We start from the raw sequence: 18668 nt of genomic DNA on the forward strand, positions 1-18668 counted from the left end.
ATACAAAACGGCCCGGCAAAAAAGCCAGGCCGTCAGTCAGTCGTGTTTTTTCATCAGGTGCGGAGACATGTTCAGTTCCCGCGATTGCCGTGCGCGACGACGGCAGCGGCGCCACAGTGCCACGCCGAAGTACAGAAACAGCAAACCGACTGCCAGCATGATCGCCGAACCCAGCGGCGAAGCGTTCAGGTCGCCAAGCGCCGGTGGGCGACCGAGCAGACTGGCCGCGCCGGCCATCGCCAGCAGCACGCCGAACGTCGCCAGAATGGCGGAGATCGCCGCGCCAAATCGAAAACGCCAGTTGCTTTGGCCTTTGGGCCGCAAACGGCGTGCGTCAAATCCATCGGATAACTTCATTCCGACCTTCCTCAATGGTATCGGCCCTTCGACCGGGAGTTGACCGGGTTGTTCCTGAGGCTATGGCATTTGCGGCAAATGAGCGGATATAGCGGATGAGCGGCGCCATTGACCGCTCACACGGGCAGAATCAGATCAGATCCTGGGTCTTGGCCAGGGTCGCGAAGTTGTCGGCCATGATCGCCATTTCGGCTTCCTGGACACGTTCGGCACTGAGCACGCCACCCTTGAACGGCAGATCACGGGTAGCGCAGGCATCTTCGACCAGGGTGCAACGGAAGCCGAGGTTCTTCGCCGCACGCACGGTAGTGCTGACGCTGGAGTGGCTCATGAACCCGCAGACGATCAGGTCCAGCGAGCCGAGGTTCTGCAGACGCTCGAGCAACTCAGTGCCATGGAACGCACTCGGCAGCAGTTTGCCGATAATGGTTTCATCGCCTTGCGGCTCCAGGCCGGGGATGAATTCGCCACGTTCGCCCTGCGGGTCGAACAGCCCACCAACGGTGCCGAGATGACGCACGTGCACGATCGGCCGACCGGCGGCACGGGCTGCGGCAACCACTTGTTTGATGTTCGCGACGGCCGCGTCCATGCCGCTCAGGGCCAGCGGGCCACTGAGATACTCTTTCTGGGCATCGATGATGACCACGGTGGCATGGCTCAGTGTAGCCGCTGCGTAACCGCGGCCGCTGAGTTGAAACATCGTTTTTGGAACGGACATTCTGGGGCTCCTCGGGGTGGGGCTTTTGCGACATTGTCCTCTGGCTGAGCGGTTCTGTGAATCGCTACCATCGTAGGCGCCGTCGTTCTTGGCCTGCAGCCTTGTCAAGTTACACGTTCTGTTCAATGCCTGATGCAAAAAAAAGAAACCTCCTACCGTCGCCGTGCTGTTTTTCCTGCGTCGTCGTCGCGGGGTTTGGCTGCTAGAATCGCCAGTCGTTTTTTCTGGAGTTCTACGCCGTGATCACTTCCCGACTTCGTACCCTGCGCGACCACATCCGGTGGGCGGTCAGCCGCTTCCATGGGGAGGATCTGTTTTTCGGCCATGGCACCGACAATGCCTGGGACGAGGCGCGGCAACTGGTGCTGGGCGCTTTGCACCTGCCTTGGGAAATCGCCGACAGCTACCTTGATTGCGCGCTGGAAGACGATGAACTGGTCAACCTGCAGCGCCTGCTCAAGCGCCGCATCGAAGAACGCATTCCTACCGCCTATCTGCTCGGCGAAGCCTGGTTCTGCGGCATGTCGTTCATTGTCGACGAGCGCGTGCTGATCCCGCGTTCGCCGATCGGTGAGCTGATCGAAAACCGCTTTGCGCCGTGGATCGGCGACGAGCCAGCGCGGATTCTCGATCTGTGCACCGGCTCCGGTTGCATCGGCATCGCCTGCGCCTACGAGTTCCAGAACGCCGAAGTGGTGCTCGCGGATCTATCGTTCGAGGCGCTGGAAGTGGCCAACCAGAACATCGAGCGCCATGGCGTCGATGAACGTGTTTACACGGTACAGGGCGATGGTTTCGGTGGGTTGCCGGGGCAGCGTTTCGACTTGATCGTGTCGAACCCGCCCTACGTCGATGCCGAGGATTTCGCCGACATGCCGGACGAATATCAACATGAGCCGGAACTCGGCCTGGCCTGCGGTGACGACGGTTTGAACCTGGTGCGACGGATGCTCGCCGAAGCGGCGGATCACCTGACCGAGAAGGGTTTGTTGATTGTCGAGGTGGGCAACAGCCAGGTGCATGTTGAGGCGTTGTACCCGGAAGTCGATTTTGCCTGGCTTGAGTTCCAGCGCGGCGGGCACGGCGTGTTCATGCTCACGGCCGAGCAGTGCCGCGCGCATCAGGCCTTGTTCGCTTCCCGCGTCTGAAGGCTTCGCGAGCAGGCTCGCTCCCACAGGGAAATGCATTCCAGGGTGGGAGCGAGCCTGCTCGCGAATGGCCGCGACGCGATCTCAAGCCATCAACGGTGCGTAGCAATCCAGATCAACAGCCCCGCCTGAAACACCGCAAACGCCACCAGGCAAGTAATGGTGAAGCGCAGCCCGGCGTCTTCACGCTTGAACTTGCTGACTTTCTCTTCCTGCTTTTTCAGCTTCACTTCCTGCTCGGCCAGATTCTGCTCGGCCTGCTGCAGCATCTGCGCCGCTTCAAGAATTTCGACGATCTGCAGCTTCTCGCTATTCCAGTCGCCGAGCAGGTCACCGACCTGCACAGCCTTGATGCTGCCCTTCAAATGCTGGGCATCGGCGTAGGCCACATCGAAACCGTGCACCCGCAGGAAATGATCGCGACGCAGGCGGGTGTCTTCGTTGAGCGCGTCCTTGTTGTTCAGGTCCATGCCATCGACGGTGTAGCCGGGCCAGCGCTTTTTCGCCCAATTGATGCCTTGCGCGGCCATGAAACGGCCGATGCCACGATTCAGCGGTTCGATCTGCAAGCCGCTGTCGGGACCGAAACTCACCCGTTTGCTGGCGTGATCGACCCACACATCAAGATGATTCTGTTCTTTGCGCACGCGCTGGTTCGGCAGTTTGATCGCCATGCGCATCAGGCTGCGCTCTTTGCTGTTGCGCTCGGCGTAACCGAACTCGACGAAGCGCAACGGCCGCCCGCCGGTGTTGCGGTCGGTCTGCAGCGGCGCCAGGCGGAGCATCCTGTGGTGCTCGACCTGGACGTCGGCCCACGGCAGTTCGACCACTGGCGGTGCGTCTTTTTCTGCGGTGGTATCGGGTGAAGTCTGGGTGTCAGTCATAACGGCGAGATCCTGTCCAAGCCCTGCTTGTCGCCAGCGATAGCGCTTGCGACAAAGGCTTATCGGCCGTTTTTGCCGGTACTGGAGGGCTAAAAGCAGTTAACTTGCGCGAAGTCCGTCAATAAATTCGATGACGGCGGCGCCCAGTTCGGCAGCCAGTGGCAAATTCGGATCTTTGTAGGAGGCCAATTGCCGCTTCATGTCGTTGTGCACAATGCGCAGCACGTGGTTCATGCCATCTATTATGGTCAGTCGGGCGTCCGGTTTCGCTGCCTTGAGCAGCTTTGCGTCTTCGGTGCCGACCTGAATGTCGTTGCTGCCCTGGACGATCAGCGCCGGCATTTTCAGCTGTGCGAACGCTTGTGCCGGGTCCTGGCGGAACAGCGAAATCAGGTACGGCTGCACGCTCGGGCGGAAGATCACCTGCAACGGTTGAGGCACATTGTCATCGGTGTGCCCGGACTTGAGGCTGTCGAGCAGTTCGTTGCTGCGCAGCATCAGGGGCGGCGGCAGGCTGCGCGCCAGTTGCTCGCGGATCACCTGATCGACTGGCCGTGCGCTGCCGGACAGCGAGATCACCGCCGCAGCGTCCAGTTGCGGCGCGGCGAGGCTGGCAATCAGTGAGCCTTCGCTGTGGCCGAGCAGGATCAATTTGCCGAAGCGCGGATCGGCCTTGAGCTTCTGCCCCCACGCTACGGCGTCCGCCGCATAACCTTCTACTGACAAATCACGTTCATCGGGAGCGGCCGCCAGGCTCGCGGCGACGCCGCGCTTGTCGTAGCGCACGCTGGCGATGTTGTGTTTGGCCAGCACCCAGGCCAGCCGCTTGAGGCTGTCATTGCGTCCGCCGTCGGGGTTGTTTCCGTCGCGATCTGTAGGACCTGAGCCAGAAATGATCAGAACAATCGGCACCGGGCTGTCGGACTTGGGCAGCAACAGCGAACCGAAAAGTTCGCCGCTGCCGGTGTCGAGGGTTATCGGGCGTTGTAGGACTGTCGCCTGGGCAAAGCCGGTGAAGAGGGTAAGACTCAAGATCAGAACTCGCAGCATCATCACGCCATCATTGGTCAAGGTGCCGGTTGGACTCGCCGGCACCGGTAAGGTTCGAGGATGAACTACTCGGTTAGCCTGCGTATACTGGCGCGCATCAAGAATTCGGGTTTGATTTCACGGAGCGTCCTGCATGTCCGGCAATACCTACGGCAAGTTGTTCACTGTCACCACCGCTGGCGAAAGCCATGGTCCGGCGTTGGTCGCCATTGTCGACGGCTGCCCGCCGGGCCTGGAGATTTCCCTTGAAGATCTGCAGCGCGACCTCGATCGCCGCAAGCCGGGCACCAGCCGCCACACCACCCAGCGTCAGGAGGCCGACGAAGTCGAAATCCTTTCCGGCGTGTTCGAGGGCCGCACCACCGGCTGCTCGATCGGCCTGCTGATCCGCAACACCGACCAGAAATCCAAGGATTATTCGGCGATCAAGGATCTGTTCCGCCCGGCCCACGCCGACTACACTTACCACCACAAGTATGGCGAGCGCGATTACCGCGGCGGTGGCCGCAGCTCGGCGCGGGAAACCGCAATGCGCGTTGCAGCGGGTGCGATTGCCAAGAAGTATCTGGCCAGCCAGGGCATCGTCATTCGCGGTTACATGAGCCAGCTCGGCCCGATCGAAATTCCGTTCAAGACCTGGGATTCGGTGGAGGAAAACGCGTTCTTCAGTGCCGATCCGGACAAAGTGCCGGAGCTGGAAGCCTACATGGACCAGTTACGCCGCGATCAAGACTCGGTCGGCGCGAAGATCACCGTGGTTGCCGAAGGGGTGATGCCCGGCCTGGGCGAACCTGTTTTCGATCGCCTCGACGCCGAACTGGCCCATGCACTGATGAGCATCAACGCGGTCAAGGGCGTGGAGATCGGCGCCGGTTTCGCCTGTGTCGCTCAGCGTGGCACCGAACACCGTGATGAACTGACCCCGCAAGGTTTTCTCAGCAACAACGCCGGCGGCATCCTCGGCGGTATTTCGTCCGGGCAGCCGATCGTTGCGCATCTGGCGCTGAAACCGACGTCGAGCATCACCACTCCGGGCCGTTCGATCGACGTCGATGGCAACCCGGTCGATGTCATCACCAAGGGCCGTCACGACCCCTGCGTCGGTATCCGCGCGACGCCGATCGCCGAAGCGATGATGGCCATCGTGCTGATGGATCACCTGCTGCGCCACCGTGGACAGAACGCCGATGTGCGCGTCAGCACGCCGGTGCTGGGTCAGCTCTGATGGCTGCGCTCACAGCCATCGCGGCATAACCGGCGTGGCGGCGCTCCCGTACTGGCGGCTGTCCAGTTTCTACCTGTTCTATTTCGCCTTGCTCGGTTCGACAGCGCCGTTTCTGGCGCTGTACTTCGATCACCTCGGCTTCAGCGCGGCGCGCATCGGCGAGTTGGTCGCCATTCCCATGCTGATGCGCTGCGTGGCGCCGAACATCTGGGGCTGGCTCGGCGATTACACCGGCAGGCGTCTGGCGATTGTGCGCTTTGGCGCGGTGTGCACATTGCTGACCTTTTCGCTGATCTTCGTCAGCCAGACCTACGCCTGGCTGGCGATGGTCATGGCCCTGCATGCGTTTTTCTGGCACGCAGTGCTGCCGCAGTTCGAAGTCATCACCCTCGCGCATCTGCAGGGGCAGACGTCGCGCTACAGCCAGATCCGCCTGTGGGGCTCGATCGGTTTCATCATCACCGTGGTTGCCCTGGGCCGGCTGTTCGAATGGCTGAGTCTGGACATCTACCCGGCGGCGCTGGTGCTGATCATGGCCGGCATCGTTCTCAGCAGCCTGTGGGTGCCGAATGCGCAGCCGGCACAGGGGAACCGGCCGGCCGGCGAGGGCTTTGTCAAGCAATTGCGCAGTCCGGGCGTGCTGGCCTTTTATGGTTGCGTCGCGCTGATGCAGATGAGCCACGGGCCGTACTACACCTTTCTGACCTTGCATCTTGAACGCCTCGGTTACAGCCGTGGCGTCATCGGCATGCTGTGGGCGGTGGGCGTGGTCGCCGAAGTGCTGATGTTCATGGCGATGAGCCGCATTCTGGCGCGGTTTTCCCTGCGCCGGGTGCTGATGACGAGTTTCCTGTTGGCGGCGTTGCGCTGGTTGCTGCTCGGCTCGTTCGCTGAATTTCTTTGGCTGTTGCTGTTCGCCCAAGTGCTGCACGCAGCGACGTTCGGCAGCTTTCACGCGGCTGCCATCGCTTTCGTGCAACGTAGTTTCGGCGCCCGCCAGCAAGGGCAGGGTCAGGCACTGTATGCGGCACTGGCCGGCACCGGCGGGGCGCTCGGCGCGCTGTATTCCGGCTACAGCTGGAATGCCCTCGGAGCGACATTGACCTTTAGTATTGCCAGTCTCGCAGCGCTTGCCGCTGCCGTTATCATTGCCACACGTATGCAAGAGGACAGGCCATGAGCCTTACCCGTGAACAGCTCGCCCGACAAATCGTCGACGCCGGGCGCTTTCTTTATGGTCGCGGCTGGTCGCCCGCCACCAGCAGCAACTATTCAACCCGCCTGTCGCCGAGCGAAGCGTTGCTGACCGTGTCAGGCAAGCACAAGGGCCAGTTGGGCCTGGATGATGTGCTCGCCACTGACTTGTCCGGCAACAGCCTGGAGCCGGGCAAGAAACCTTCCGCCGAAACCTTGCTCCACACTCAGCTCTACAGCTGGCGCGCGGAAATCGGCGCGGTGCTGCACACTCATTCGGTGAATGCCACGGTGCTGTCGCGCCTGACTCCGGAAGACTTCATCGAGTTCGAAGATTACGAACTGCAGAAAGCCTTCAGCGGCATCTCGACCCATGAGTCCCGGGTGCGCGTACCGATTTTCGACAACGATCAGGACATTGCGCGCCTCGCCGCCAAAGTGCAGCCTTGGCTCGACGCCCATCCCGACTGCGTCGGTTATCTGATTCGCGGCCATGGCCTCTACACCTGGGGCGCGCAGATGAGCGATGCGCTGCGGCAGATCGAGGCCTTTGAATTCCTGTTCGAATGCGAGTTGAAAACCCGCAGCATCACGAACCGCCAGGGCTGAGTCCAGCAGAAACAGCCCGTTTGCCTGATGACATGCTGCGCCCGAACGGTCTTGAAGAGCCGGACGGCGCCGCGATACCGAGGATTTGCCCATGAGCAGCCTGTCCGTTTATCACGTTTCCAGCCCTGACATTCCCAACAAGGTGCTGACCCATTTCGAAGACATCGCTTCGACGCTGGCCGAGCAGGGCGTGCGTTTCGACCGCTGGCAAGCCGCTGCGAAGATTCAGCCCGGCGCCAGCCAGGAAGAAGTCATCAGCGCCTATAAAGAGCAGATCGACAAGCTGATGACCGAGCGCGGTTACATCACCGTAGATGTGATCAGTCTCAACAGTGACCATCCGCAAAAAGCCGAGCTGCGCGCCAAGTTTCTCGAAGAGCACCGCCATGGCGAAGATGAAGTGCGATTTTTCGTCGCCGGCCGTGGGCTGTTTACCTTGCACATCGACGACTACGTCTACGCCGTGCTCTGCGAGAAGAACGATTTGATTTCGGTTCCCGCCGGCACCAAACACTGGTTCGACATGGGCGAGCACCCGCATTTCGTGGCGATCCGCCTGTTCAACAACCCGGAAGGCTGGGTTGCCAATTTCACCGGCGAAGACATCGCCGGTCGCTTCCCGCGTCTGGAGGACTGAAACCGTGTCGATCAAAGTTATTCTCACCGACATCGAAGGTACCACCAGCGCGGTGAGTTTCGTGTTCGACGTGCTGTTCCCGTACGCCGCCAGGCACCTGCCGGATTTCGTGCGTCAGAACGCTTCCCGCGCCGACGTCGCCGAACAACTCGAAGCCGTACGCCGCGACAGCCAAGAACCGCAGGCCGATGTTGAACGGGTTGTTGAAATCCTTTTGAGCTGGCTCGCCGAAGACCGCAAGGCCACCCCGCTCAAGGCATTGCAAGGCATGGTCTGGGAGCAGGGCTATCAGGCGGGGCAATTGAAGGGGCACGTTTATCCGGACGCCGTCGAAGCGCTGCAACGTTGGGATGCTGCCGGTTATCAACTGTTTGTTTACTCGTCCGGTTCGATCCAGGCGCAGAAGCTGATCTTCGGTTGCTCGGAGGCAGGGGATCTGACGCCGTTGTTCAGCGGCTATTTCGATACCACCTCGGGGCCGAAGCGCGAGGCTCAGTCCTACCGCAATATTCAGCAGGCGATAGGAGCTGAAGCGCAAGACATCCTGTTCCTCTCGGATATCGTCGAAGAACTCGACGCCGCTCAGTCAGCCGGCCTGAAAACCTGTGGTCTGGCGCGCGAAGGCGGGGAGCTGGACGGCCATTTAACAGTGGACAGCTTCACCGCAATCGAACCGGAAGCCTTCTGACCCCTACACAAATCCCTGCAGGAGCTGTGTAGGAGCTGTCGAGTGAAACGAGGCTGCGATCTTTTGATCTTTAGTCACAGGAAAGATCGCAGCGTGCCGCAGCTCTACAAGAATTCTGCGGACAACAAAACAGGCCGTGAAGCCCATGCTCCACGGCCTGTTTTTGTTTAAAGCAGATTACAGCGAGTGATAAGTCGGCAGGGCGAAACGCTGCTGGCTCTGCAGCATTGCAATTTGCGGCAACTCGCTGGCTTGTTCGGCCAGGTCACGGCGGATCGCGCTGATCGCCCAGGACAGTTGGTCACCGGCATGCAGTTGCTGATACGAGAGTGCGCGTTTGAAGACTTTGCCGTCGCTGCTACGCAGAGTGAGCAGGATGCCACCGTCAGGACGTGGGGCAGTGCTGACTTCGTAGTTGGAGAACAGCGATGTAAATTTTTCTTGAATCAGGCTCATGTCATCAGCTCCGTATGTACTTGAATGGCAAGCATGCGGAGGTAGTTGCAGCGATTGTGCCAGTATTGATATTGGAAAAATCTCATACAAATCAATGGCTTAAAATCGTCGCATTTTGCAGGGGTCGTGCAATCTGCATGAATGGCTATCGTGCATCCTGCATTTTGCGTGATTTTTTCCGCAGAACGGAACCAAACGGGCGTACCAGAATCCTCGCTGTCCTCGCCATCGCAACGGGATACAAATCATTGCAAAAACCGCGTGTACAGCCACGCAAGCGCTGACGTACTTTCCTCTTGACCCTCGGCGTAACCGCGCCGGTTGCAGCCCAATACCCGATAACAAGAACAGCGATCCGCACCTCAGGATCGAACGGGGAGCTTCCATGCGTCATGCACCAAGCGACACGATTACCTGGGGCATGATGCTCCGCAAGCTGCCGATGATCGCCAAAGCCATTCCCCGGGTGGTGAAAGGCATGAAGGCAGCCAACGTCACGGATCCGACCCAATCCTGTGGCCTGGGCTGGACGTTCGAGCAGGCGACCCTGCGCAATCCTGACGGCGTGGCGTTATTGCAGGGCGACGTTGCGTTGACCTACGCGCAGGTCAACCAGTGGGCCAATCGCATCGCGCACTACCTGAGCAGGCAGGGCATCGGAAAGGGCGATGTGGTTGCAGTGTTCATCGAGAACCGCCCGGAATTGCTGGTGACGATTCTGGCGCTGGCCAAGCTCGGCACGGTCAGTGCGCTGCTCAATACCTCGCTGATGCGCGACACCCTTATCCACAGCATCAATCTGGTCGCACCCGTGGCCATTGTCGTCGGTGAAGAACTGACCGCGACCTATGCCGGCGTGCGTGATCAGGTATCGATAGAGCCGCAGCGCACCTGGTTCGTAGCCGATCAGGACACTTACAGTCACCCGGGCATCGCGCCTGCGGGTTACGTCAATCTGATCAGCGCCAGTGCCGACGCTCGCAGCGATAACCCGCCGAGCAGCGCGCAGATATTCTGCGACGATCCCTGTTTTTACATCTATACCTCCGGCACCACGGGATTGCCCAAGGCCGGGGTGTTCAAGCACGGGCGCTGGATGCGCAGCTCGGCGAGCTTCGGCATGATCGCCCTCGATATGCGCCCGGACGACGTGGTCTATTGCACCTTGCCGCTGTATCACGCCACCGGCCTGTGCGTGTGCTGGGGATCGGCGATCAATGGCGCTTCTGGCTTCGCCATTCGCCGCAAGTTCAGCGCCAGTCAGTTCTGGAGTGATGTGCGCCGGTACCGCGCTACCACCATCGGTTATGTCGGCGAATTGTGCCGCTACCTGGTCGAGCAACCGCCCAGTGTCGATGACAGCCGTCACGACGTGCGCAAGATGATTGGCAATGGCTTACGGCCCGGTGCCTGGGCCGAATTCAAGACGCGTTTTGCCGTTGAGCATATCTGTGAGCTGTACGCGGCCAGCGACGGCAACATTGGCTTCACCAACATCCTCAACTTCGACAACACCGTCGGGTTTTCGCTGATGGCCTGGGAGCTGGTTGCCTACGATCACGACACTGGCGAGCCTTTGCGCGGTGGCGACGGATTCATGCGCAAGGTCGGCAAGGGCGAGCAGGGCTTGCTGCTGGCGCGGATCGACGACAAGGCACCGCTGGACGGTTACACCGATCCGCAGAAAACCGCCAGGGTCGTGCTGCACGACGTATTCAACAAGGGTGACCGTTTTTTCAACACGGGCGACCTGTTGCGCAACATCGGTTTCGGCCATGCGCAGTTTGTCGATCGACTCGGCGATACCTATCGCTGGAAGGGCGAAAACGTCTCGACCACCGAGGTCGAGAACCTGTTGCTGCAACATCCATTGATTTCCGAAGCCGTGGCCTACGGCGTGGAAATCCCCAACACCAACGGGCGCGCCGGAATGGCCGCGATCACCCCCGCCGAATCGCTGGCCACGCTGGATTTTGCCGAACTGCTGAGTTTCGCCCGACAACGCATGCCGGCCTACGCAGTGCCATTGTTCTTGCGGGTGAAGGTGAAAATGGAAACCACCGGCACCTTCAAATACCAGAAGACCCGCCTGAAAAAAGAAGGCTTCGACCCCGGCCAGACGGGCGACGACCCGATTTTTGCCTGGCTGCCGGGCAGCGAAACTTACGTGCACGTCAACGCGCAAATCCTCGCTGAGATTTACCAGGGCAAACACAGATATTGAGTATGGCTATCAGCGTGCTCGGAAAAAACCGGGTGACAGCCATCGTCGCGCTCGGGAAACTGTCGGCTTTCCGATAGACCGAAATGGAGTGCCCAATGTCCGATCAAAGCCGCCAGATGACCCCTGAAGAAGCTGCCGAATTCACCGAGCAGGTTTTCAACAAGGCGCGCGACGGTGATGCCGAGATGCTTGATCGCCTGGTGACCGCCGGCTTGCCGGTGAACCTGAAAAACAGCAAGGGCGACACGTTGCTGATGCTCGCCAGTTACTATGGTCATGTTGATGCTGTGAAGGTACTGCTTAAACACAAAGCCGATCCGGAAATGCGCAATGGCAACGGCCAGAGCCCGATTGCCGGTGCCGCCTTCAAAGGCGATCTGGCGGTGGTCAAGGCGCTGGTCGAGGCGGGCGCCGAGATTGAAGGCTCGTCGTTCGACGGCCGCACGGCGCTGATGATGGCGGCGATGTTCAATCGCGTTGAAATTGTCGATTACCTGATCGGCCAGGGCGCTGATCCGAAAGCCAAGGACGCCAACGGCGTGACGGCACTCGACGCGGCCCGCACCATGGGCGCGGTGGATACCACGGCTCAGCTGGAAAAGTTATTGGCTTGATAAACGATCAAAAGATCGCAGCCTGCGGCAGCTCCTGCCTTGACGCGTTCGCCACGTGAACGCAGAACCTGTAGGAGCCGCCGAAGGCTGCGATCTTTTGCTTTTCTGCGCTATCCTGCGCGCCCGAAAAATCTACTGTCACCACAGGATCCGCCCTCATGAAAGCCGCACTCGTCGAACTCATCAGCAAAATCAGCTCCGGCTGCATGGGCGAGGACGAGATCCTGAAAGTGGCCGAAGAAGCGGCGCAGGCCTACGCCGATGCCGATGCTTTTCTGACAGCCAACCCGGACATCAACTACGACGATACTTTCCCGATTCCGTTGGGCGAGTGGGTGGTGGTCGGCAGCCTGCCGGAAACCGTGCTGTTCCAGGCCGATACCTACGTCGATCTGTTCGCGCAGATCGTTGCCTCGTTTGGCCCGGGTGTGGATTTCAATCTCAAGCCCAAGCAACTGGCCAGGACCGAAGCGCTGACCGCACTCAACCGCATCCAGGTGCAGATGAGCAGCCTGAACAAGGAAAACGGCGGTTACACACTGATGAACTTCAGCCAGTTGCTCGACGATGAACTGCAAATGGTGCTGGTCTACGGCAACGACGTGCCACGGGTGCTGGAGTTATGTGCCGAGGTCGGCATCGCAGCCGCTCCGGCGCTGGAAGCTCTGAAGATCGCTGTCCACGTCTGAACGCAATAAAAGGGAACCCTGCCCGCGACCGTCTATCCTAAAAGTGCATGCCACTATTCTGGAGCGACACCATGGGTTCCACGTTCAACGGTCTGATTGGCCTGATCATCCTTGCCCTCGACATCTGGGCCATCATCAACGTGCTGAAAAGCGGCGCCTCCACCGGGATGAAAATCGTCTGGGTGTTGTTGATCCTCCTCTTGCCGGTGCTGGGCCTGATCATCTGGGCGATTGCCGGGCCGCGAGGCAACGTGCGGATCTGACAACACCGCATGACCTTGTAGGAGCTGCCGAAGGCTGCGATCTTTTGATTTTGAAACCAGGATCAAAAGATCGCAGCCTTCGGCAGCTCCTACAACGATTGTGTCCACGCCATCAAGTGACGTTCGACCTGTCATCTTCGGCAACGTAGAATGCGCGCCTTTCCCGGGCAATCGTCCCCACGATGGCGCCCGCGCATTTATCGGAGCACTTGACCATGACCGTCACCAAGACCAGCGAGTACCTGGAAACCCTCTACGAAGGCTACGGCCAGCGCTTTCGCATGGAAAAACTGCTGCACGAGGTGCGCACCGAGCACCAGCATCTGGTGATTTTCCAGAACCCGCGCATGGGCCGGGTCATGGCCCTGGACGGCGTGATCCAGACCACCGAAGCCGACGAATTCATCTACCACGAAATGCTCACCCACGTGCCGATCCTCGCCCATGGCACCGCCAAGCGCGTGCTGATCATCGGTGGCGGTGACGGCGGCATGCTGCGCGAAGTGACCAAGCACGCCGGTGTCGAGCACATCACCATGGTCGAAATCGACGGCACCGTGGTCGACATGTGCAAGGAGTTCCTGCCGAACCATTCCGCAGGCGCCTATGACGACCCGCGCTTGAATCTGGTGATCGATGACGGCATGCGTTTCGTCGCCACCACCAGCGAAAAATTCGACGTGATCATCTCCGACTCCACTGACCCGATCGGTCCCGGCGAAGTGCTGTTCTCGGAGAACTTCTATCAGGCTTGCCATCGGTGCCTGAACGAGGGCGGCATCCTGGTGACCCAGAATGGCACGCCGTTCATGCAGATCGACGAAGTCAAAACCACCGCCGGGCGCCTGCGCAGTCTGTTTCCGGACTGGCACTTCTATCAGGCCGCCGTGCCGACCTACATTGGCGGTTCGATGACCTTCGCCTGGGGCTCGACCAACCCGGCCTACCGCAAGCTGAGCCGTGAAACCCTGCAACAACGCTTCATCGGCAGTGGCATCGTCACCCGCTACTACAACCCGGAAATCCACATCGGCGCATTCGCCTTGCCACAATACGTGCTGCAGGCGGTCAACAAGCCGAGCAACGACTGACACATCCCCGCAAAACCCCTGTAGGAGTGAGCCTGCTCGCGATAGCTTTTTCCCAGTCGATGTATCTGTGACTGGCAGACCGCAATCACGAGCAGGCTCACTCCTACAATTCGCGATCATCGGCTGTAATCCTTTTGAACCAACTCTGGCGGTAAAAAGTCGAGATAGAGGTAAGCCCATTTACGGGTTTGATCGAGGAGGCAGCGATGCAAAAGTGGAAAGTCACTTTCGTGGATGATCATGGTGAAGTCGTTGATGAAGTCTTCGAACGTGAGGAATGCCCGTCCGATGACGAAGCCGCGCGGCTGATCAAGGAGCGGCTTCTTCCGGTCGCCGCCCAGCTGGATCTGAACGATCTGGAAGGGCGCACCGCCGATGCCGGGGTGAAAAACCTCAAGACCCAGAATGGCATCGAAATCCGCAGCATCACCCCCGTCTGAACAGTTCCTGTCATCTCGAAAACCAGGCCTTGGCAGCAGCGCTCTCTTGGGGCTACTCTGCAACCGAGATCAGCGAATGGATCGCTAAGGTCTGGTCTTGTCAGCTACATGCTTGTTTCCCGCGCGCAACCACGTTGCCGTCGTACTTTGGCCAAAAGGCCCGGGGCGGGAATACGGAAAGTCTATCCATCAATCGAGGGGGACGATTCATGAGCACAGCCTATCAAGAAGACATCAGCAGCAACGTTCTGCGCCGCATGAAAGAAGGCGGTTTCGATTTTTCCCGTTTTCACCCCATCGAGTTCTACGCGATCTTCCCGGACGAGGAGCGGGCGCGCAGGGCCGCAGGCAAGTTTCGTGGTGAATCCATCAATGCTCAGGTCAGCGCGCGCGACGATGGCGCCTGGTCGCTGGAATTGAGCAAAGTGATGTACGCGACCTATGACGACATTGGCGATTTCGAGCAGGGCTTTTCTGCCGTGGTCGAGCCGCTGGGTGGCATTATCGAGGGTTGGGGCGTGAAGCAGGAGGTGCGCAATCGCTACCGCTTGAATTGATCTCCTGATTCAACCATTAAGCAACGGCTGACCTTTGGGTCGGCCGTTGTCGTATTAAAAGATCAAAAGATCGCAGCCTTCGGCAGCTCCTACATGTGATCGTGCAGGAGCTGCCGAAGGCTGCGGTCTTTTGCTTTTGCATTCAAAACATTTCAAAAAAGCAAAAAAAAGCCACCGGAGAGGGTGGCTAAAAGGGAATACGGATAACGCGAAGAAAGTCACGACGGCCGGGGCTGTGAGGGCAAATCAGGTCAGTTGAGCTGGCGATTTCGCGGCGCACTGGCCGGCGAAGTTTTGCAGCGGATGCGCGGATTATCCGCAGACACCGGCGGGCAGTGAAATCAACTCTGACTATGCTGGTGATAGGCGATGCAATGCGTCGCAATGAAGCGGGGGCAATCGGGGCGGGGCATTTGCCGCACAGGAATGGTGCGCGGTCTGCGGCGGGGATATACAACCGATTGAATTGAAAGCGTTTATGCCGATGGCACGGGCCTTGCGAAGGCCTGTATGTCCGGAGTGACAAGGAGTACGGCATGATCCGCACCTGTTTTGACGAAATGTACGATGCTGGCGGCCTGGTTCGCCCGCATTACCGTGAATTTGCCCGCTGGCTGGCCGAGACGCCTGACGAATTGCTCGCGCAACGTCGGCGCGAGGCCGATCTGCTGTTCCATCGTGCCGGGATCACCTTCACCCTCTACGGGGATGAGCAGGGCACCGAGCGCCTGATTCCCTTCGACACCATTCCGCGCAGTATTCCTGCCAGTGAATGGCGGATTGTCGAACGCGGCTGTATCCAGCGGGTCAAGGCGTTGAACATGTTCCTCGCCGACCTCTACCACGAGCAGCGCATCCTCAAGGCCGGGATCATTCCCGCCGAACAGGTGCTGGCCAACGAGCAATACCAGTTGGCGATGCAAGGTCTGGATCTGCACCGCGACATCTATTCGCACATCTCCGGTGTCGATCTGGTGCGCGACGGCGATGGCACCTATTACGTCCTCGAAGACAATCTGCGCACACCCAGCGGCGTGAGCTACATGCTTGAAGACCGCAAAATGATGATGCGCCTGTTCCCCGAGCTGTTCGCCGCCCAGCGCATTGCGCCGATCGATCACTATCCGAATCTGTTGCTCGACACTCTGAAAAGCTCCAGTCCGATCGACAACCCCAGCGTCGTGGTGCTGACACCGGGGCGCTTCAACAGTGCGTTCTTCGAACATGCGTTTCTGGCTCGGGAAATGGGCGTCGAGCTGGTGGAGGGCGCGGATCTGTTCGTGCGTGACGACAAGGTGTTCATGCGCACCACCGACGGCCCGAAGGCGGTCGACGTGATCTATCGTCGCCTCGACGACGCGTTCCTCGATCCGCTGGCGTTCAACCCCGACTCGATGCTTGGTGTGCCCGGGCTGCTGTCGTCCTACCGCTCCGGCAACGTGGTGCTGGCCAATGCCATCGGTACCGGTGTGGCAGACGATAAATCGGTATACCCGTTTGTCACTGACATGATCCGCTTCTACCTCGACGAAGAGCCGATCCTCAAGAATGTGCCGACCTGGCAATGTCGCAACCCGTCTGAACTGTCCCACGTACTGGCCAATCTGCCGGAACTGGTGGTCAAGGAAACCCAGGGCTCCGGTGGTTATGGAATGCTGGTCGGACCGGCCGCCACGACGGCGCAAATCGATGCCTTTCGCGAGCGCATCAAAGCCAAGCCCCATGCGTACATCGCGCAACCGACGCTGTCGCTGTCGACCTGCCCCACCTTTGTCGAAAACGGCATCGCCCCGCGGCATATCGACTTGCGTCCGTTTGTGCTGTCCGGTCGCGAAACCCGGGTCGTACCCGGTGGTTTGACCCGTGTCGCCTTGCGTGAGGGCTCCCTGGTGGTGAATTCCTCCCAGGGCGGCGGCACCAAGGACACCTGGGTAGTCGAGGATTGAAGGAAGCTTGCCATGTTAAGTAGAACTGCCTCGGATCTGTACTGGATGTCGCGCTACCTGGAGCGTGCGGAGAATCTCGCGCGGATGCTCGACATCAGTTATTCGCTGTCGCTGATGCCGCAGGACGGTCGCGGCGATGGTCTGCACGAACTCGCCATGCCGTTGCTGATCACCGGCACCCTCGACGATTACCTTGAGCGTCACGGCGAACTGCATGCCGAACGGCTGCTGCATTTCTTTGCACTCGACGCGGCCAACCCGGCCAGTATTTTCAGCTGCCTCGGTGCGGCGCGAGCGAGTGCCCATGCGGTACGTGGCCGAATCACCGCCGACATGTGGGAAAACATCAACGCGACCTGGCTGGAAATTCGCGGTATCGCCGAGCAGGGTCTGAGCCGCTACGGCATGAGCCGTTTCTGCGAATGGATCAAGGAGCGCTCGCACCTGTTTCGTGGCGCATCCTACGGCACGATCATGCGCAACGATGCGTTTCGCTTCATCCGTTTGGGCACGTTTATCGAACGCGCAGACAACACGCTGCGCCTGCTCGATGCGCGCTACGAAATGGCCGGCGATCAGGCCGAAGCGGTCAGCGACGGCACTGCGCACGCCTATTACCAATGGAGTGCGTTGCTGCGGGCCTTGTCGTCGTTCGAGGCCTACACCGAAATCTACCGCGATGCGCCCGGCGCCCGGCATGTCGCCGAGTTGCTGTTATTGCGCGCCGACGTGCCGCGTTCGTTGCGCGCCTGCACCGAAGAGATTGACCAGATTCTCGCGCAACTGCCCGGTGCCAACGGTCGTCCGGCACAACGTCTGGCGGCGGAAATGGACGCGCGCCTGCGCTACACCGGCATCCACGAAATCCTCGAGGAAGGCCTGCACGCCTGGCTGACCGAATTCATTCCGCTGGTGCGCCAGTTGGGCAACGCCATTCACAGTTCCTACCTGGAGGCCGCATGAGACTTTCCATCAGCCACGAGACCACCTATCACTACGAAGATCAGGTGCGGGCAAGCATCCAGTACCTGCGCCTGACGCCCCACGACAGCGAGCGCCAGCATGTGCTCAGTTGGCAACTCGATCTGCCGCGCCCGGTGCGCGCGCAGCTCGATCCCTTCGGCAACATCCTGCATGTGCTGACCATGGACGAGCCTCACGATGCGATCATCATCGGCGCCCGTGGTCAGGTCGATATCGATGAATTACGCGAGGCCGAACATGAAAGCCAGTCAGCGCTGCCGTTCCTGCGCTTCACGCGCTTGACCGAAGCGGATGAGGCCTTGCGCGAGTTTGCCGGCAAGCACTGCAAACAACGGCGTGATCGCACCGCGCTGATCGATTTGATGCACGGTTTGAATCAGCACATGACCTATACGCCGGGCTCCACCGAGGTCGACACCAGCGCCTCCGAAGCTTTCGCCGGCCGTGCCGGGGTTTGTCAGGATCATGCCCACGCATTTCTCGCCTGCGCCCGCAGTCTCGGCGTGCCGTCGCGTTATGTCTCGGGCTATCTGTACAGCGAGGATTGCGAACATCTGGCCAGTCATGCCTGGGCGGAAGCGTGGCTGGACGACGCGTGGTACAGCTTCGACGTGACCAACCAGCTGGCGCGCCCGGAGCGTCACCTGAAGCTGGCGGTAGGCCTGGATTATCTGGATGCCTGCCCGGTACGCGGCATGCGCCGGGGCGGTGGCTGCGAGCAGATGCATGCGAAGGTATTGGTTTCGCCGACGCCGGTGATCTCGGTTCAACAACAATAGCTCGACGCAGGCAAAATCCTTGTGGGAGCGAGCCTGCTCGCGAAAGCGGTTCATCAGCCAGCAAATCAGTGGCTGACACACTGCCTTCGCGAGCAGGCTCGCTCCCACAAGT

General features: G+C 59.9%; 21 protein-coding genes. 16 read left to right on the forward strand and 5 right to left on the reverse strand.

Translation table 11 applies throughout. The features are described 5' to 3' along the window. Positions 1 to 36 precede the first annotated feature (36 nt). Together VNV36_RS00295 and VNV36_RS00300 are read right to left on the reverse strand one after the other, a co-directional pair. Entirely contained in the window at positions 37 to 357 is a 321-nt protein-coding gene (locus VNV36_RS00295) for a hypothetical protein (protein WP_016773771.1), read from the reverse strand. Between the two features lie 130 nt (positions 358 to 487). Next, positions 488 to 1078, reverse strand: coding sequence for a cysteine hydrolase family protein (locus VNV36_RS00300; RefSeq protein ID WP_016773772.1), 591 nt, complete (start codon positions 1076 to 1078; stop codon positions 488 to 490). A gap of 239 nt (positions 1079 to 1317) precedes the next feature. Here VNV36_RS00300 and prmB point away from each other — a divergent pair, with 239 nt between their 5' ends. Next, a complete protein-coding gene (gene prmB / locus VNV36_RS00305) occupies positions 1318 to 2226 on the forward strand; it encodes a 50S ribosomal protein L3 N(5)-glutamine methyltransferase (RefSeq protein WP_325715149.1) in 909 nt (302 codons plus the stop codon). A 92-nt stretch (positions 2227 to 2318) separates the two neighbouring features. Here the strand turns inward: prmB and VNV36_RS00310 are convergent, their stop codons facing one another. Together VNV36_RS00310 and VNV36_RS00315 are read right to left on the reverse strand one after the other, a co-directional pair. Further along, on the reverse strand, positions 2319 to 3110 hold the full coding sequence (locus VNV36_RS00310; protein ID WP_325715151.1) for a hypothetical protein: 792 nt from the start codon (positions 3108 to 3110) through the stop codon (positions 2319 to 2321). A 99-nt stretch (positions 3111 to 3209) separates the two neighbouring features. Continuing rightward, entirely contained in the window at positions 3210 to 4163 is a 954-nt protein-coding gene (locus VNV36_RS00315; protein ID WP_325715340.1) for an alpha/beta hydrolase, read from the reverse strand. Positions 4164 to 4293: 130 nt separating this feature from the next. Here VNV36_RS00315 and aroC point away from each other — a divergent pair, with 130 nt between their 5' ends. The 5 genes from aroC to mtnC all read left to right on the forward strand — a co-directional run bounded on the left by aroC (position 4294) and on the right by mtnC (position 8513). After that, complete coding sequence (aroC, locus tag VNV36_RS00320; protein WP_325715153.1) at positions 4294 to 5385, forward strand: chorismate synthase; 1092 nt, start codon at positions 4294 to 4296, stop codon at positions 5383 to 5385. A gap of 34 nt (positions 5386 to 5419) precedes the next feature. Further along, positions 5420 to 6565, forward strand: a complete 1146-nt coding sequence (locus VNV36_RS00325; RefSeq protein ID WP_325715155.1) for an MFS transporter — start codon at positions 5420 to 5422, stop codon at positions 6563 to 6565. Next, on the forward strand, positions 6562 to 7188 hold the full coding sequence (locus tag VNV36_RS00330; protein ID WP_325715157.1) for a methylthioribulose 1-phosphate dehydratase: 627 nt from the start codon (positions 6562 to 6564) through the stop codon (positions 7186 to 7188). The genes VNV36_RS00325 and VNV36_RS00330 overlap by 4 nt, the downstream gene beginning before the upstream one ends. 91 nt (positions 7189 to 7279) lie before the next feature. After that, a complete protein-coding gene (locus VNV36_RS00335; protein ID WP_325715159.1) occupies positions 7280 to 7825 on the forward strand; it encodes a 1,2-dihydroxy-3-keto-5-methylthiopentene dioxygenase in 546 nt (181 codons plus the stop codon). Between the two features lie 4 nt (positions 7826 to 7829). After that, positions 7830 to 8513: an acireductone synthase gene (gene mtnC, locus VNV36_RS00340; protein ID WP_325715161.1), complete on the forward strand. Its 684-nt coding sequence runs from the start codon at positions 7830 to 7832 to the stop codon at positions 8511 to 8513. A gap of 177 nt (positions 8514 to 8690) precedes the next feature. Here mtnC and VNV36_RS00345 read toward each other — a convergent pair whose 3' ends face one another. Then, positions 8691 to 8969 carry a DUF3509 domain-containing protein gene (locus VNV36_RS00345; protein ID WP_016773780.1) on the reverse strand — a complete coding sequence of 93 codons (279 nt, stop codon included), beginning with the start codon at positions 8967 to 8969 and terminating at the stop codon, positions 8691 to 8693. A gap of 385 nt (positions 8970 to 9354) precedes the next feature. Between VNV36_RS00345 and VNV36_RS00350 the strand changes: the two genes are divergently transcribed. From VNV36_RS00350 to VNV36_RS00395, 10 genes are all read left to right on the forward strand, one after another. After that, complete coding sequence (locus VNV36_RS00350) at positions 9355 to 11193, forward strand: long-chain-acyl-CoA synthetase (protein ID WP_325715163.1); 1839 nt, start codon at positions 9355 to 9357, stop codon at positions 11191 to 11193. 95 nt (positions 11194 to 11288) lie between these two features. Further along, positions 11289 to 11807, forward strand: coding sequence for an ankyrin repeat domain-containing protein (locus VNV36_RS00355; RefSeq protein ID WP_039763836.1), 519 nt, complete (start codon positions 11289 to 11291; stop codon positions 11805 to 11807). A gap of 158 nt (positions 11808 to 11965) precedes the next feature. Continuing rightward, positions 11966 to 12496, forward strand: coding sequence for a hypothetical protein (locus VNV36_RS00360; protein ID WP_325715167.1), 531 nt, complete (start codon positions 11966 to 11968; stop codon positions 12494 to 12496). Positions 12497 to 12567: 71 nt separating this feature from the next. After that, positions 12568 to 12759 (forward strand): PLDc N-terminal domain-containing protein, encoded by a 192-nt coding sequence (locus tag VNV36_RS00365; protein WP_028622263.1) that lies wholly within the window; start codon positions 12568 to 12570, stop codon positions 12757 to 12759. A 215-nt stretch (positions 12760 to 12974) separates the two neighbouring features. Further along, positions 12975 to 13850: a polyamine aminopropyltransferase gene (gene speE / locus VNV36_RS00370; RefSeq protein WP_325715170.1), complete on the forward strand. Its 876-nt coding sequence runs from the start codon at positions 12975 to 12977 to the stop codon at positions 13848 to 13850. A gap of 206 nt (positions 13851 to 14056) precedes the next feature. Then, positions 14057 to 14290, forward strand: coding sequence for a hypothetical protein (locus VNV36_RS00375; RefSeq protein WP_325715172.1), 234 nt, complete (start codon positions 14057 to 14059; stop codon positions 14288 to 14290). A gap of 209 nt (positions 14291 to 14499) precedes the next feature. Next, positions 14500 to 14847, forward strand: coding sequence for a ribonuclease E inhibitor RraB (locus tag VNV36_RS00380; RefSeq protein WP_003223226.1), 348 nt, complete (start codon positions 14500 to 14502; stop codon positions 14845 to 14847). Positions 14848 to 15383: 536 nt separating this feature from the next. After that, positions 15384 to 16793: a circularly permuted type 2 ATP-grasp protein gene (locus VNV36_RS00385; protein ID WP_325715174.1), complete on the forward strand. Its 1410-nt coding sequence runs from the start codon at positions 15384 to 15386 to the stop codon at positions 16791 to 16793. Positions 16794 to 16805: 12 nt separating this feature from the next. Continuing rightward, positions 16806 to 17756: an alpha-E domain-containing protein gene (locus VNV36_RS00390; protein WP_325715176.1), complete on the forward strand. Its 951-nt coding sequence runs from the start codon at positions 16806 to 16808 to the stop codon at positions 17754 to 17756. Further along, entirely contained in the window at positions 17753 to 18556 is an 804-nt protein-coding gene (locus VNV36_RS00395; RefSeq protein WP_325715178.1) for a transglutaminase family protein, read from the forward strand. Before VNV36_RS00390 ends, VNV36_RS00395 begins: the two co-directional genes overlap by 4 nt. Positions 18557 to 18668: the final 112 nt, after the last annotated feature.

Origin of the sequence: Pseudomonas sp. (assembly GCF_035554175.1) — a bacterium.
GTDB lineage: Bacteria > Pseudomonadota > Gammaproteobacteria > Pseudomonadales > Pseudomonadaceae > Aquipseudomonas.